General features: G+C 75.9%; 13 protein-coding genes, 1 tRNA gene and 1 pseudogene. 1 reads left to right on the forward strand and 14 read right to left on the reverse strand.

Annotated elements, in window-relative coordinates; all coding sequences use genetic code 11:
• From ATJ97_RS06770 to ATJ97_RS06835, 14 genes and pseudogenes are all read right to left on the reverse strand, one after another.
• Positions 1–1,368, reverse strand: a complete 1,368-nt coding sequence (locus ATJ97_RS06770) for a V-type ATP synthase subunit B (RefSeq protein ID WP_098483080.1) — start codon at positions 1,366–1,368, stop codon at positions 1–3.
• The gene (locus ATJ97_RS06775; RefSeq protein ID WP_211287079.1) at positions 1,365–3,065 is read right to left on the reverse strand and encodes a V-type ATP synthase subunit A; all 1,701 of its coding nucleotides are present in this window, start codon (positions 3,063–3,065) and stop codon (positions 1,365–1,367) included. The genes ATJ97_RS06770 and ATJ97_RS06775 overlap by 4 nt, the downstream gene beginning before the upstream one ends.
• Positions 3,062–3,616 carry a hypothetical protein gene (locus tag ATJ97_RS06780; protein WP_098483082.1) on the reverse strand — a complete coding sequence of 185 codons (555 nt, stop codon included), beginning with the start codon at positions 3,614–3,616 and terminating at the stop codon, positions 3,062–3,064. Before ATJ97_RS06780 ends, ATJ97_RS06775 begins: the two co-directional genes overlap by 4 nt.
• Entirely contained in the window at positions 3,613–3,843 is a 231-nt protein-coding gene (locus ATJ97_RS06785; RefSeq protein ID WP_098483083.1) for a hypothetical protein, read from the reverse strand. Before ATJ97_RS06785 ends, ATJ97_RS06780 begins: the two co-directional genes overlap by 4 nt.
• On the reverse strand, positions 3,840–4,355 hold the full coding sequence (locus ATJ97_RS06790; protein ID WP_098483084.1) for an ATP synthase subunit C: 516 nt from the start codon (positions 4,353–4,355) through the stop codon (positions 3,840–3,842). The genes ATJ97_RS06785 and ATJ97_RS06790 overlap by 4 nt, the downstream gene beginning before the upstream one ends.
• Positions 4,352–5,752, reverse strand: a complete 1,401-nt coding sequence (locus ATJ97_RS06795) for a V-type ATPase 116kDa subunit family protein (RefSeq protein ID WP_098483085.1) — start codon at positions 5,750–5,752, stop codon at positions 4,352–4,354. The genes ATJ97_RS06790 and ATJ97_RS06795 overlap by 4 nt, the downstream gene beginning before the upstream one ends.
• Complete coding sequence (locus ATJ97_RS06800) at positions 5,739–6,758, reverse strand: hypothetical protein (protein ID WP_098483086.1); 1,020 nt, start codon at positions 6,756–6,758, stop codon at positions 5,739–5,741. Before ATJ97_RS06800 ends, ATJ97_RS06795 begins: the two co-directional genes overlap by 14 nt.
• Positions 6,755–7,195 carry a hypothetical protein gene (locus ATJ97_RS06805; RefSeq protein WP_098483087.1) on the reverse strand — a complete coding sequence of 147 codons (441 nt, stop codon included), beginning with the start codon at positions 7,193–7,195 and terminating at the stop codon, positions 6,755–6,757. The genes ATJ97_RS06800 and ATJ97_RS06805 overlap by 4 nt, the downstream gene beginning before the upstream one ends.
• Positions 7,196–7,363: 168 nt before the next feature.
• Positions 7,364–9,346, reverse strand: a complete 1,983-nt coding sequence (locus ATJ97_RS06810; protein WP_211287080.1) for an MFS transporter — start codon at positions 9,344–9,346, stop codon at positions 7,364–7,366.
• A gap of 258 nt (positions 9,347–9,604) precedes the next feature.
• A tRNA-Ala gene (locus tag ATJ97_RS06815) sits at positions 9,605–9,677 on the reverse strand.
• A 102-nt stretch (positions 9,678–9,779) separates the two neighbouring features.
• Positions 9,780–11,066 (reverse strand): hypothetical protein, encoded by a 1,287-nt coding sequence (locus ATJ97_RS06820; protein ID WP_143426893.1) that lies wholly within the window; start codon positions 11,064–11,066, stop codon positions 9,780–9,782.
• Between the two features lie 142 nt (positions 11,067–11,208).
• Entirely contained in the window at positions 11,209–11,814 is a 606-nt protein-coding gene (locus ATJ97_RS06825) for a GNAT family N-acetyltransferase (RefSeq protein ID WP_098483089.1), read from the reverse strand.
• A 25-nt stretch (positions 11,815–11,839) separates the two neighbouring features.
• Positions 11,840–13,054, reverse strand: coding sequence for a molybdopterin molybdotransferase MoeA (locus tag ATJ97_RS06830; RefSeq protein WP_098483090.1), 1,215 nt, complete (start codon positions 13,052–13,054; stop codon positions 11,840–11,842).
• 77 nt (positions 13,055–13,131) lie between these two features.
• Positions 13,132–14,055, reverse strand: a pseudogene (locus ATJ97_RS06835) (UTP--glucose-1-phosphate uridylyltransferase); the annotation flags it as partial.
• A gap of 149 nt (positions 14,056–14,204) precedes the next feature.
• On the opposite strand from ATJ97_RS06835, the gene ATJ97_RS06840 reads away from it, so the two are divergent.
• On the forward strand, positions 14,205–14,903 hold the full coding sequence (locus tag ATJ97_RS06840; protein WP_098483092.1) for a 5-formyltetrahydrofolate cyclo-ligase: 699 nt from the start codon (positions 14,205–14,207) through the stop codon (positions 14,901–14,903).

Below are 14,903 nucleotides of genomic sequence, written 5' to 3' on the forward strand. Positions count from 1 at the left end.
TCACACCCCCCGTTCGGCCAGGAGCGCGCTGGGCAGCATCGTCAGCTCGCGGCGCGGCAGCGTCAGCAGGGCGCGCCACGCCCGCTCCAGCGTCTGCTCGAGCGTGCGCGCCTCGTCCCCGCGCTGGTCGAGGAGCTGCTCGCGGAGCTCCCGCTCGAACGCGAGGTAGAGCTGGTCGGTCGGGGAGAGCGCGTCCGTGCCCATGAGCTCGGCGAGCTCCTGGGTCTGCCGGGCGCGCGCCAGCGCCGCGAGGATCTGCGCCGCGACGTCCAGGTGGTCCTCCCGGGTCCGGCCCGGCCCGGCGCCCTTGCGCATGAGCCGGGACAGGGAGCTCAGCGGCTCCACCGGCGGGTAGACGCCCCTGGCCTGCATCTGCGCCGAGAGCACGATCTGTCCCTCGGTGATGTAGCCGGTGAGGTCCGGCACCGGGTGGGTGATGTCGCCGGCGGGCATCGTCAGGACCGGGACGATCGTCACCGAGCCCGGCGAGCCGCGCATCCGCCCGCAGCGTTCGTAGATCGAGGCGAGGTCGCTGTAGAGGTAGCCGGGGTAGGCGCGCCGGCCCGGAATCTCGCCGCGGGCGGCGGAGACCTCCCGCAGCGCCTCGGCGTAGCTCGTCATGTCCGCCATGACCACGAGCACGTGCCGGCCGAGCTCGAAGGCGAGGTGCTCGGCGACGGTGAGGGCGATCCGCGGCGTGAGGATCCGCTCGACGACCGGGTCGTCCGCCGTGTTGAGCAGCAGCAGGAGGTCCCCGGCCGAGGACCGCTCCTCGAGGACGTCCCGCACCGTGGCGGCGTCGAGGTGGGTCAGCCCCATGCCGGCGAAGACGACGGCGAACGGTTCCCCGCCCGCGGTCGCCTGGGCGGCGATCTGGGTGGCCAGCGCCAGGTGGGGCAGACCGGCCACGGAGAACACCGGCAGCTTCTGGCCCCGCACGAGGGTGGTGAGGGCGTCGATCACGGAGACCCCGGTGATGACGGGTTCCGCGGGCGGCTCGCGGTACGTGGGGTTGAGCGGGTAGCCCGAGACGGGCGCGCGCCGCCGGGCGAGGACGGGCGGTCCGCCGTCGAGCGGCTCCCCGCGGCCGTTGCACACGCGCCCGAGCCAGGCCTCCCCCACCGGCACATGGAGGACCTCGCCGGCGAAGCGCACCCGCGTGCCGCCCGGGCGCAGCCCCTCGGTCCCCTCGAGGACCTGGACGACGGCGAGGTCGCCGTCGACCTCCAGCACGGCGCCGTGCCGCGGCGCCCCGGACCCGGCCGCGACGGTGGCGGACTCGTCCCACCCGACCCCGGCGACGCCGCGCACCACCAGCAGCGGGCCGCGCAGCTCGGCCACGTCGGTGTACTCGACGAGCGCCGTCACGTCGGCGCCCCCAGCCCAGCCAGCACGGCCTCCAGCCGCGCGGCGACCCCGGCGGCGTCGTCGGGCCCGGTCTCCCGGGCGGCGCGCAGCAGCGGCCCGAAGTCGGTCTCCTCGACGGCGGTCGCGGGGGTCCCGGCGGCGACGAGCGCCTCGCACCGGTCGACGACGGCGAGCACCGCGTCGACCAGCGCCGCCCCCTTCTCCCGGGAGCAGTGCGCGTCGTTGGTGCCGAGCGCGCTCTGCTGGAGGACGCCCTCGCGCAGGAGCCGCCCGCCGAGCATGCTCACCCGTTCCACCCCGGGCAGGCCCCCCACCCCGACCAGCTCGGCGAGGGCGCTCAGCCGGTCGGCGTCGGCGAGCAGGGCGACGACCCGTTCGCGCCGGCGCGCCCACGCCGGGTCCCCCTGCTCGGCGTGCCAGGGGCCGAGGGTCTCAGCGTCGCGGGAGAAGGACCCCTCCCAGGTCACGGCCGGGTAGTGGCGGGCGTAGGCGAGGTCCCGGTCGAGCGTCCACACGGACCGGACGAAGCGCTCGGTGTGGGCGGTGACCGGCTCGGTGAGGTCCCCGCCGGCCGGGGAGACCGCCCCGACGATGGTCACCGAGCCGCGCCGTCCACCGAGGGTGACGACGTGGCCGGCCCGCTCGTAGAAGGCGGCCAGCGCCGAGGGCAGCCCGGCGGGGTAGCCCTCCTCGGCGGGCAGGGCGCCCGTGCGCGAGGCGAACTCGCGCAGCGCCTCGGCCCACCGGGAGGTGGAGTCCGCGATGACCACGACGTGGTACCCCATGTCCCGGAAGTACTCCGCGACCGTCACCCCGGTGTAGACGCTCGCCTCGCGCGCCATCATCGGCATGTTGGAGGTGTTGGCGATGATGACGGTGCGCCGGGCGAGCCGGTCCCCCGTGCGCGGGTCCTGCAGCTCGGAGAGCTCGGCGACGACGTCGGCCATCTCGTTGCCGCGCTCCCCGCAGCCGACGTAGACGATGACGTCCGCGTCGCACCACTTGGCGATCTGCTGGAGCAGCACCGTCTTGCCGGTGCCGAAACCGCCCGGGACCGCGGCGCTAGAGCCGCGGGCGACCGGGTACAGCAGGTCCAGGACCCGCTGGCCGGTGTGCAGGCCCTCGGCCGTGGTGAGCCGTTCGCGGTACGGGCGCGGCCGGCGCACCGCCCACCGGGTGGTCACCGGCACGGGCCGGCCGCCGACCGTCGCCACGACGGCGTCGGCCGCTACCGGTCCTGCGGGCGCCACGTCGCCCACCACCCCGGCGACCGGAGCCCCGAGCCGGAGCCGGACCGGTCCGTCGTCGATCGTGCCGACCTCCTGGCCTGCCTCGACGACGGCGCCGGCGGTGACGGCGGGCGTGAACTCCCAGCGGCGCGCGTCGTTCTGGCCGGCGCCCCAGCCGGGGACCAGCCAGGGGCCGGCGGCGGAGAGGGGGCGCAGCAGCCCGTCGAAGACGGCGCCGAGCAGCCCGGGTCCGAGCGGCGCGGACAGCGGCGCCCCCTGCGACTGCACCGCCGCGCCGGGCGCGAGCCCGCCGGTGTCCTCGTAGGCCTGGATCGTGAGCCGGTGCCCGGTGATCGCGACGACCTCGCCGGGGACGCCCGCCGGCCCGAGCAGCACGACGTCGTCCATCGCGACGCCGGGCACCGGCTCCGCCTCGACGAGCGACCCGGACACGCGCACGACGCTCACGGCGCCCAGAGCCCCTCGGGCCCGACCGCCTCGACCGCGCGCCCCGCCAGCGCGGCGAGCGGGACGACGGCGCGCCGCCCGGCCGCCTCGGCGGACACCCCGCCCTCCGGCAGCTTGGTCACGGCGGCGTCGGGCCCCAGGGCTGCGCGTATCTGCGCGACGGCGCGGTCGTGCCAGGCCGGGTAGGCCGGGTCGTCGCGCAGCCGGGGCAGGGCGTCGCGCACCCGCGCGGTCAGGTCCTCGAACACCTGACGCTGGGCGGCCAGGACCACGCCGCGCGCCTCCCTGCGGGCGCGGGCCCGTTCCGCGCCGACCAGGGCGAGGCCGTCCGCCCGGCCCTCGGCGCGGGCCGCCTCGCGCACGGCCTCGGCCTCGCTGCGGGCGCGGGCGAGCAGGGCCTCGGCGTCGGCGTCGGCGCGTGCGCCGGTGGCCGCCGCGTCGGCGAGGGCCTGCTCGAGGAGGGCGGCCCGGACCGGGGCCAGCGGGTCGGGCGGCGTCCCGGGCCGCTCCGGGGTGACGGGCGGTCCGGCGGCGCCCTGGGTGGTGGTCACGGCCCGGCCTCCGGCATGACGACCGTCAGCGGGAGCGGTCGGTCGTGGACCGGTCCCAGCGCCTGCGCGGCCGCCGCGGTGAGGACGACCACCTCGACGTCGGCAGGCAGCACCGCCCAGGCGGACCGGACGGCGGCGTCGTCGTCGGCCGGCAGGACGAGGGCGCCGGCGAGGGCGAAGGCGCTCACCGCCGTCCCCTCCCCCAGGACCGCCACGCGCCCCGTCATGCCCGCCCCAGCAGGATGATCGCGACGATGAGGCCGTAGATGGCGATGCCCTCGGCGAGGCCGACGATGACCATGGCGCGGCCGAAGATCTCGGGGCGCTCGCTCATCGCGGCCAGGGCCGCCGACCCGGTGTAGGCCACCGCGACGGCGGCGCCGAGGGAGGAGCCGGCGACCGCGATCGCCGCCCCGATGAGGGCCGCCCAGCTGTCCCCGCCGGCCTGGCTCGTCCCCTGGGCGGGCGCGGCCGAGGTCGCCGACTCCGCGGCGGGCTCTGCCGCCGTCGGGACGTCCTCCGCCCTGGAGGTGGTGACCTCTGCGGCCGGAGCGGCCGGCTCCGCGGCCCCCGGGGATCCGGTGACCGCCAGGCCCAGGACGACCAGGGCACCCACGAGAACGGCGACGTCGACGGCCACGAGGGTCCGCACCGCCGCCCGGCCGCCGTGCCGCAGCAGCAGGTGCGTGGCGGCGTACACGCCCAGCACGGCGGGGACGGCGAGGACCCAGGCGATCATGGCGAGCTCCGCGGGACGGGAGGGGTGTCGCCTCCAGGTTCCACGCCGTCGAGCGGGACGTGCCAGGGCCGGAAGGCCCGTCCCTCGCCGGTGAAGATCCGGGAGAAGAGCTCGTAGTACTCCAGGCGCAGCGCCTGCACCCCGGCGACGAGCGCCTCGAGCGTGAAGGTCACGGCGTTGCCGACGACGAACAGCACCACGGCGCCGACCACGCCGAGGGTCCCGGCACCGGCCAGCGTCGTCGTGCCGTCCCACACGACCATCCCCAGGGCGGCGTGGGTGAGCCCGAAGGCGGCCAGCCGGGCGAAGGAGACGAGGTTCGTGCCGAGCCGCAGGACGGCGTCGAAGACCTCGACGGCGGCCTGCGTCACGCCGGCCCCGCCGCCGCCGGACGCGGCCAGGAACCCGAGGAAGGCGAGCACCACCCCGGCGACCATGACGACGACGCCGACGCCGACCAGTCGCCCCTGCTCGCCGACGGCGCCGAGGACGACGACGCCCAGCCCGGCGAGCAGCGCCGCGCCGGCGACGCCGGAGGCCGAGCTGAGCGCGAACGCCCAGCCGCCCTCCCGCCACCGGTTGACGGTGCCGATCCCCTGGGCGACGGCGAGCAGCACCGCGCCCACCCCGAGCGCCACGGCCAGGAGGGTGAGCGGCTCGTCCAGCGGGCTGACCCACAGCACGGGCAGGACCCCGGTGGGCCCGAAGAACTCGCCGTAGAGCACGCCGAACCCGACGGCGAACAGCCCGGCGCCGACGACGAACGGCCACACCCGCCGCAGGCGTGCCAGGGCGGCCGGCCGGCCGGCGCGGATGAGGAGGCCGGCGAGGACGAGCAGGAGTCCGTGGCCGGCGTCGCCGAACATCATCCCGAACATGAGCATGTACGCGCCGGCGGCGACGACGGTGGGGTCGACGTCGGCGTAGGGCACGGTGCCGTAGGTCTCCACCAGCGGCGTGAAGGACCGCCGGGCGGTGCCGCCGTCGCGCAGGAGGGTGGGCGGGTCGATCCCGCGGGGCGGGGCCAGCGGGACGACGGCGCCGCCCACGGGGGCCAGTCGGCTTCCGAGCCCGGGCAGCTCGGTCGCGGGCGTCCAGCCGGCGAGCGCCGCGACCTCGCCGCGCAGGACGGCCGCCCGGGCGTAGGTGGTGAGCTCGTGCTCGCCGGCGAGGAGGTCGGAGCGGCCGGCCGCCTCCAGGGCGGCGGGGTCCGCGGGCTCGCGGGCGAGTCGTGCCGGGTGGCCCGCCGTGGTGGGGCGGGCCCGCTCCCCCGGCCGCTCGAGCTCGACGGTGCCGGCGTCGGCCACCTCCACCAGCATCGCGCGCAGGGCGGTGGCCGGGGCGACCAGCGCCACGCGCTGCATCCGCACCGGCTCGGCGAGGTCACGCCACGGCATCGAAGGCCTCCAACGCCCAGCCGGTGCCACCGCGCGCGGCGGTCTCCAGGGCGGCACGCACCCGCCACAGGTCGGCGGCGAGCACCGCCAGCGCGCCGACGACGGGCCGCGGGCCGTGGCGGGAGTCGCGCAGGAGGGCGAAGCCGTCGTCCTCGAGCCGGTGCCACCACCTGACCTCGGCCCGCCACAGGTCGTCGACCTCGTCCACGCCCTCGAGCACCCAGCGCTCCTCCTGCGGCAGGCGCGCGCGAAGGCCGGGCACCGGGGCGCCGTCCGCGATCGCCTCCGCCGGGCCGGCGCCGAGCAGCTGCCGGGTGCGCGGCAGCAGCGACGGCGGCAGCGACCGCCCCTCGGCCAGCACCTCCCGGGCGAGCACGAGGACGGCGCCCGTGCGGGCCCAGCCCGCGGCGTCGGGCGCGGCGGAGACGACGGCGTCCGCCCAGGCGATACGAAGGCCGAGGGCGAGCGCCCGTCGGGTGGCCGGTGCGCGGACCCGCCACGGCGAGGCGGCCAGCACCTCGGCGGCGCCTGCCAGCGTGGTGGTGCGGGCCGCCCGTTGCCCGGCGGTGTCGAGGGTGCCCAGGTCGTACGCCGGTGCGGCGGACGCCGACGCGGCGTCGGACGAGGCTGCGGCACCGGACGCCGCTCCGACCGGGCGGTCCGCAGCCCGGCTTGCGCCGGGGACGCCGGCGACCGCTGCGAGGTGGGCGTCGACGTTCGCCACCTCGAACCCCGCCATGAGCACGCGCACCGTCTCGGCGCCCTCCCGCGGCAGCCAGCCCGCCAGCACCCGGGCGTTCCACAGCAGGGCCGCACCGGCGGCGTGCTGAGCCTCGGCGAGGCTCTGGCCCGGCCGCACGTCGTGGCCGTACGGCCCGCGCGCGAGCGTCCGGACCGCCGCGGCAAGGTTCGGGTGGCCGGCGAGCTCACGCGCGCCCGCCGCACCCAGCCGGCGGCGCGCCAGCGCCTTGGCGCGGACGGCACCGGCCACCCAGCCGGTGCTCACGGCCCCGCCTCGGCCACCAGCGCCCGGCGAGCCTCGGCGAGCGCGCGGGCCACCATGTCGTCCATGCGGGCTGCGGCCCGGGTGCGGATCGCGGCGGCCTCCTCCTCGGCGGCCCGGAGCCGCTCCTCCCGCTCGCGCGCGGCCTCCCTGCTCACCTGCAGCGCGGCGTCGGCACGCTCCCCCGCCGCGTCGCGGTGCGCGCGGGCGACGAGCGCACCGGCCTCGGCCGCGGCCTCGCGCCGTCGTCTGTCGGCGGCGTCCTGGGCCTCGTGACGGATCCGCGCCACCTCGTCCTGCGTCTCGGCCAGGAGCTGGAGCACCGGCTCGAGCTCGCTGGTCAGCTCCGCCACCCGGTCGGCCGGCACCCCGGCCGCGGCCGCGGCGCCCGGCGCACCGGCCGGGCGGAAGCGCCGCAGGAGGTCCTGGGTCCGCGGCATGTGCCCTCCTCGTCGTGAGGACCTCTGCCATCCAGGCTAGAACCTCGCGTCGGAGGAAGTTGACGAACGGTCGCGCCGGCGGCGCCGGCCCCGCCGGGACGACGAAGCGGGTGGGGTGCCACCCGGCACCCCACCCGCTTCGTCGTGACCGACGAGACGTCCTCCGGCTCAGACGAGCTGCGGCACGCGTTCGGCCGTGCTGGTCTCGCCGTCGGCCCGCTGGACCTGACCCTCGCGGGAGGCGAGGTAGGACGAGATTGCCAGTCGGTTCACCGCGGAGCGGCTGACGATGCCGATGACCGGGCCGTTCTCGCCGCGGAGCACCGGCACCTTCTTGAGGTGCTTGTCGGACAGCACGGCCACGGCGTCGGCGATCGAGGCGTTCGCGTCCACCGTGACGACCTCGGGGGTGGCCAGGCGCATCACGGGCAGGGACACCAGGTCCGCCAGGGCGTCCTCGAGATCGTCGGACTCGCCGATCGCGAAGGAGTAGATGTTCGTCGAGCTGGGGTGCTTGGCCGACAGGTACCGCATGACGTCGCCGTCGGAGAGGAAGCCGGCCAGCGACCCGTCGGGGTGCAGCACCGGGGCCCCGGAGATCCCGCGCGCGGTGAACATCTGCAGGGCCTCGAGCACGTTCTGCTCGGTGCTCAGGGCGTAGACATCGCTCTTCATGAGGTCCACGACGGTGCGCGCACGGCCGGACCGGGCGGTCTCCTCCGCGTCGGCGGCGCGCGCGGCACGGGCCGCGCGAGCGGCCCTGGTGGCCGCGAGAGCGAGGATGACGCCGATCACCGAGGTGAGCGCGACCAGCACGGCGGCGCCCCGGAAACCGAGGGTCGACGCTGCCAGCAGATCGGATCCGTTCTCGACGCCGAGGGTAGTCATCGCGTTGTACACGCCGACGGCGAGCGAGGTGCCCAGGCACCCGGCGATCTGGAAGCTGGTGCTGACCACGGTCACGCCGTGGGGGCTGCTCTCACGGTCCAGGCTGGACAGCGCGAACGTCTGCGAGGGGCCGATGACCAGCGAGGTCGCCAGCACCGCGGGCACGTACAGCGCGGCGAACAGCAGCACCGACTCGTGGCCCGCGGCAGCGCCGACCAGCAGGGCGAAGACGGCCATGATCGTGAAGCCGGCGGGGATCATCACGCGACCGCCGTGCCGGTCGAACAGTCGACCCGCGACCGGGCCCAGGACCACGGTCATGAGGATGCCGGGGGCCAGGATGAGGGAGGCACCCAGCGGGGTCTGCCCCTTCACGGACTGCAGGAAGATCGGGATCACCACGTTCATGGCGAACACGAAGAGCAGACCCAGCATGGTCATGGAGACGCCGAGGACGAAGGGGGTGCTGCGGAAGGGCCGCAGGTTCAGCAGCGGGTGCTCGATCCGTTTCTGGCGAACGACGAACGCCGCGAGCGCCAGGACGCCGACCACCGCGGCGAGCGCGGCGACGGGTGCGGAGCCACTGAACGCAGTCGAGATGCCGTAGAGCAGACCCACCAGGCCGACGGCGACGAGCAGGAAGGAGAGGACGTCGAGCACGGGGCGGCCGAGCTCGGCGACGTTGCGCAGCAGCACCGCGCCGGCCAGCAGGACGATCAGCGACAGCGCGCCGAAGACCCACATCAGGGTGGTCCACGGGGCGATGGAGAGCAGGGCACCGGAGACCACGATCGCCATCGAGGGGCCGAGCGTGGTCATCGCGGCCATGATGCCCATGGCCAGGCCGAGCTTCTCGCGCGGGGCGACCGCCAGGGTGATGTTCATGCCGATCGGGGTGAGCAGACCGGTCCCGATCGCCTGCAGCAGGCGGCCTGCGAGCAGGACGCCGAAGCTCGGGGCGAGGGCCCCGACGACAGAGCCGACCACGAGGAATGCCACGGCGCCCACGAACAGCGGCCGGGTGGGGAAGCGGTGGTAGAGGACGTTGGAGACCGGCACGAAGACGGCGGCGACCAGCAGGCAGCCGGTGGCCAGCCACTGCACGGTGGACACGTCGACGCCGAGGTCCGTCATGATCGGCGTGAGGGCGACGTTGAGGAAGGTCTCGTTGAACGTGGCGAGGAAGGCCGCCGCGGCGGCCACGGCGATCATGCCGATCGCGGCGCGGGAGGTGCCCTGCGCCTGGGCGTGGTGAGAGGACAAGGAGGTGTTCCTGACGGTGGGGTACGGGGACGGGGCGGTCGACCGTGCCGTGTCAGAAGTTGCTGCGGAGCACCTCGCGTGTCGTGTCATCGATGCGCCATTGCGGCTCGTGAGCCGTCGTCAACCCTACGGGACGAACGTCCCCGTGCGCCGGTGCTGGGCGACGAGGTCCTCGTCACGATCCCGTGCCCGGCGCCCTCGTTGAGAAGCAGAAAGCCGCTGACCGCACCTGCGTGCGGTTCAGCGGCCTTCACCGGGTGGAGCTAGGGGGATTCGAACCCCCGACCTTCTCATTGCGAACGAGACGCGCTACCAACTGCGCCATAGCCCCATCGCACTCTCGCGAGTACCGGAACACGATAGCACCGGCCCCGCCGCGCACGCTAAATCGGCCGCCCGTATCCCGGCGTTGCCTTCGTCACTCTCCGCCGGTTCACTCGCCGGCGGCGCGGCGCCTGGCCAGCACGGCGTCCAGGTCGAGGGTGATCGCGACCGGCTCCTCGACGGCCGGTGCCGGGGCGCTCGCCGGGGAGGCGACGGTGGGGCGCTGCGGCACGGCCGCCGTCGGCGCCGCTTCCTGCGCGAACGGGGCGACGTCGCGGCGCGGCGCCTCCTGCTTGAGCGTGTACGACGGCGCGGGGACCGGCACGGGGGTCCACGGCCGGTCGTCCGGGGTGCTCTCCTCGGCGCCGTGGTTCACCGGCGCCTCGTCCTCGACCACCTCCGCCTCCACGATGTCCTCGGCCACCGCGACGGACGTTCCCCCGCGCGCGACGTCCGCCTGCAGGACCGGCGCCTCGACGTCGTCCTCACCGGGCCCCGCCGGGGGGGCCTGCCACACGGGCTCTGCGGCCTGCGGCTGGACGACCTCGCCGGCCTGGACGGGGGCGGCGTCGCCTCGGACCTCAGCGTCAGGCGCGTCGGCCACCGGGGCGTCAGCCACCACGGCGCTGCTGCTCTCGGCGTCGGCGATGCGGGCGTCGTCGTGCTCCACCGCCGCGCCGGAAGCGCTGGCTGCCGCTGCGGCCGCGTCACGGGTCGTCGCGCCGCGCGAGACCGCGGCACGGCCCGCCGTGCCGGTCCCCCGGGCGGACGTGGCACCGCTGGTGGAACGGCGCGGCGGCGTCGCCTGCGCGCGGCGCGAGACGGCCTTCAGCCGCGCCTCGAGCCGGGCCATCTCCGCCCGGTCGCGGCGGTTGAGCTCGGCGACCCGCACGGCGGTGCGCCGGCCCAGCACCAGGACGGTGACGAGCAGGAGGGTCGGGACGACGGCGAGGGCCCAGCTCAGGCCCGCGACACCCACCGCGGTCCAGGCGCCGGCGCTGGCCGCCAGGAGCAGGACCGTCAGGATGAGTCGGCGGCGGGCGGCGGCCGCACGGCGCGAGACCCGGGCGGCACGCGCCGCCCTGGCCGCGGCCAGGGCGCGTGCGTCCTCGGTGGCGCGCTCGCTGCGGGCGCGGGGCCTGTTCATGGGTGCCTCCGGTCGTCGTGCGGGGTCGTGCAGGTACGGACGTGCGTTGCTGCTGTGGCCCCGCGCGTGCTCGGCCCGACTCTGGGCCGTGTCCGGACTCCCCGCCGTGGCGACGATCCGGAGGTCGCCGGAGAACCGGTCCTCCACGCGTGACTCGAGCAGCAGCTGCCGGGTCCGCACCACGTGCGGGAGCAGGTAGCCAAGGAGGATCAGGGTCAGTGCGACGACCACATACCCCTGAAGCTCCACGGCTCAACGCTAGGTGCGCGAAGGCGTCCGCCACGTGATCAAGGTCCGGTGTGTCTTGCACCGTTGTGCTTTTGGAGCCTCCGAGGCGAAAACTTGCCGCTCCGGCAGCCGTCGATCACCCCGGCTCCGCCATCGCCCCTCCTCAGCGGAGCGTCCCGCCGCGCTCCCGCCACCGTCGCACCAGCCCGCCGGGGACCTCCTCGGCGGTCAGCGCGAAGGAGCGGTGGTCGCGCCAGTCCCCCTGGATGTGCAGGAACCGCCGGCGCAGGCCCTCGTCGCGGAACCCGAGCTTGTCCACCACCCGCAGGGAGGCCGCGTTCTCGGGCCGGATGTTGATCTCGATGCGGTGCAGCCCCGCCTCGAACCAGGCGAAGTCGCTCACCATGGCCACGGCCAGGGGCGTGACGCCGCGCCCGGCGACGTGCTGGGAGATCCAGTAGCCGATGGTCGCCGACCAGAACGACCCGCGCGTGATGGAGGAGAGCGTGAGCTGACCGACGAGCTCGCCGTCGAGCTCCATGACGAACGGCAGCGTGGTGCCGGCCCGTGCGCTGCGGTCGAGCGAGCGCACGTAGGAGCGGAAGCTCGTCGGCGGCTCTCCCGTCGGCGAGGTCGCCTCCCACCGCTCGAGCCAGGCGGCGTTGGCGCGCCGGAGCGCCTCCCACACGTAACGGTCACGCTGGCGCAGCGGCCGCAGCGTCACCCGGTCCTCGACCAGGGTGACCGGCCACTGCACGGCGACGTTCACGACGCGCCCACCGTCGACGATCGGCTCACGAGTCGAGGAGCAGGCAGTGGAGCCGGTCGCCGGCCCGCACGTCCGTGACGTCCTCCGGCACCACGGCGAGGGCGTTGGACCGCGCGAGCGCAGAGACCAGCAGCGAGGCGGGCGCGCCCACCGGCGCGGCTCGGTACCCCTCCGCCGGGCTGCCCGTGACGTGGACACGGACGAACTCCCGCCGGCCGGACGGGGAGTACCAGCCGTCGGTGACGGCCGCCGGGACCGAGTCGCGGTACAGGTCGGCGTAGCCGGCCATCGCCCGCAGCGCCGGGCGCACGAAGGTCTCGTAGGCCACCTGCACCGCGACGGGGTCGCCCGGCAGCGCGAAGATAGGCGTGCCGTCGCCCACGTGGCCGACGCCGAGCTGGCGGCCCGGCCACATCGCCACGTTGTCGAACCGCACCGTCCCCAGCGGCGCGAGCACCTCCTTGACGGTGTCGTTGCCGCCGTAGCTCAGCCCGCCGGTGGTGAGGACCAGGTCGGCGCGGACGAGCTGGTCCTCGAGGGTCTCGCGCAGCTCCCGCCGGGCGTCCGGCACGGCGGCGACCCGGTACGTCGCCGCGCCGGCGTCCTGCACCGCCGTGGCCAGGGCGTGGCCGTTGGCGTCGTAGACCTGGCCCGGCTCGGCCCGGCGGCCGGGCTCGACCAGCTCGTCGCCGACGGAGACGATCACCACGCGCGGGCGCGGGTGGACGGCCACCCGGCCGCGCCCGGCGGCGGCGAGCAGGGCGACCTGCCGGGCCCCGACCCGCTCCCCCGCGGGCAGCACGACCTCGCCGGCGCGCAGGTCCTCTGCGCGCCGGCGCACGTTCTCGCCCTCGACCGACGCGGTGCGCACGGCGACCGTGGCCTGGCCGAAGTCGGTCTGCTCGATCGGCACGACGGCGTCGGCCGCCGTCGGCAGCGGGGCGCCGGACGCGATCCGCACCGCGGTGCCCGGCACGAGGTGGATGGGGTCCACCGCGCCGGCGCGCAGCTCGTCGATGACCCGCAGGGTCACCGGCGCGTCCGGGCGCGCCCCGGCGATGTCGGCGGCCCGGACGGCGTAGCCGTCCGTCGCGGCGAGGTCGGCCACCGGCAGGTCGGAGGTGGCCAGCACGTCCTCGGCGAGGATGCAGCCGACGGCGTCCGGCAGGACCACCTCGAGCGGCGGCAGCGGCCCGACGGCCGCCAGGCACGCCGCGAGGTGCTCCTGGACGGTCCTCACGGCCCGACGGGCGCGTGCGGCTCCGTCGCCTCCGGGCCCGCCGCAGGGGTGGAGCCCAGCTCGACGCGCCGGCCGTGCACGTAGGACTCCAGCCACGCGGAGAAGTCGGGCCCGAGGTCCTCCCGGTCGGCGGCCAGCTGCACCACGGCCTTGAGGTAGTCGAGCTTGTCCCCGGTGTCGTAGCGGCGGCCGCGGAAGACGACGCCGTGGACGCCCCCACCCTCGGCCGGGTCCATGCGGGCGAGGGTCTGCAGGGCGTCGGTGAGCTGGATCTCGCCGCCGCGGCCGGGCCCGGTCAGCTCGAGCACCCCGAAGACGGCGGGGTGGAGCACGTAGCGGCCGATGACGGCGAGGTTGGACGGGGCCTCCTCCACCGGCGGCTTCTCGACGAGCTCGCTCACCTTGACGACGTCGCCCTCGCCGAGCGTGCCCACGACCGTGTCGGTGGGCTCGACGGCGGCGGCGCCGTAGAGGTTGATCTGCTCGGGGTCCACCTCGAGCAGGGCGATGACCGAGCCACCAAGTCGCTCCTGGACGGCGATCATGTCGGTCAGCAGGGTGTCGCGGGCGTCGATGAGGTCGTCGCCGAGGAGGACCGCGAAGGGCTCGTCGCCCACGTGGTCCTTGCCCTGCAGCACGGCGTGGCCCAGTCCCTTGGGCTCGCCCTGCCGCACGAAGTGCACGTGCGCGAGCTCGCTCGAGCGGCGCACCGAGGCCAGCCGGGCGGCGTCCCCCTTGCGCTCCAGGGACCCCTCCAGCTCGGGGGCGGAGTCGAAGTGGTCCTCGATGGCACCCTTGCCGCGTCCGGTGACGAGCAGGACGTCGTCGATGCCGGACTCGGCCACCTCCTCGACGACGTACTCGATGGCCGGCCGGTCCACGACCGGCAGCATCTCCTTGGGGATCGCCTTGGTGGCGGGGGCGAAACGGGTGCCCAGGCCCGCCACCGGCACGACGGCCTTGCGGACCCGGACGACGGGCGCGTTCTCGTGTGCTGACATAGCCCGAGGCTAACGGCCGCGACGACGCGGAGCCGTCCGGCACCGGCAGGGCACGCCGCCTTCCGCGATGGGCGAAACCCGCCGAACACGTCGGGCAAAACCTCCGGAACTGGTGGTTTCCGTGCCGCACGGCTGCGACACTGACGACCATGCACCGCACGCAGCTCGCGCTCCCGAGGACGGATGGCTACGAGACCGAGGACGCGAAGCAGGTGCTCCGGCTCATCGTCCGGGAGTCCCGCACGCAGCGCTCAGAGGGCGAGCGCGCACGGGCCGGCAGGGCCCTCGCCGCCAACGGTCTCGAGGCGGTCGGGGACGCCGCGTGCGTCGCCGCCTACGTCTCCCGCTCCACCGAGCCGGACTCCCTCCCGCTGCTGGAGGCGCTGCGTGAACGGGGCACCCGGGTGCTGCTGCCCGTCCTGGGCCCCGGCCTGAACCGGGAGTGGGCCGAGTACCGCGGCACCGACGACCTGGCGGTGCGCGCACCGGGGCGCCCGCCGGAGCCCTCCGGTCCCGTGCTGCCGGGCGAGGCGGTCGCCGAGGCCGACGTCGTCGTCGCCCCCGCGCTGGCCATCGACGCCGTCGGCACCCGGCTGGGTCAGGGCGGCGGCTGGTACGACCGCGTGCTGAAGCTCGTCCGGCCGGGCACCCAGGTGTTCGGCATGGTCTTCGACGAGGAGCTGATCGCGGACGTGCTGCTGCCGGCCGACGAGCACGACGTCGCGGTCCCCGCGGTCATCACGCCCGAGCGGTGGTTCCTCCTGGAGGGGTCGCGCTTCCAGAACGACGCGCTGGCCGGTCAGGCGAGCGCGCTGCACAGCCCCCCGAAGCAGCCCACCGAGCTCTGA

The sequence above is a fragment of the Georgenia soli genome (genome assembly GCF_002563695.1).
Taxonomy (GTDB): Bacteria; Actinomycetota; Actinomycetes; order Actinomycetales; family Actinomycetaceae; genus Georgenia; species Georgenia soli.

What these genes read in the sequence shown, in the direction of transcription:
- ATJ97_RS06805 (WP_098483087.1), bottom strand. Translation starts at nt 7,195, where the DNA reads ATGCCGCGGACCCAGGACCTCCTGCGGCGCTTCCGCCCGGCCGGTGCG.
- ATJ97_RS06840 (WP_098483092.1), top strand. Translation starts at nt 14,205, where the DNA reads ATGCACCGCACGCAGCTCGCGCTCCCGAGGACGGATGGCTACGAGACC.
- ATJ97_RS06795 (WP_098483085.1), bottom strand. Translation starts at nt 5,752, where the DNA reads ATGCCGTGGCGTGACCTCGCCGAGCCGGTGCGGATGCAGCGCGTGGCG.
- ATJ97_RS06785 (WP_098483083.1), bottom strand. Translation starts at nt 3,843, where the DNA reads ATGACGGGGCGCGTGGCGGTCCTGGGGGAGGGGACGGCGGTGAGCGCC.
- ATJ97_RS06790 (WP_098483084.1), bottom strand. Translation starts at nt 4,355, where the DNA reads ATGATCGCCTGGGTCCTCGCCGTCCCCGCCGTGCTGGGCGTGTACGCC.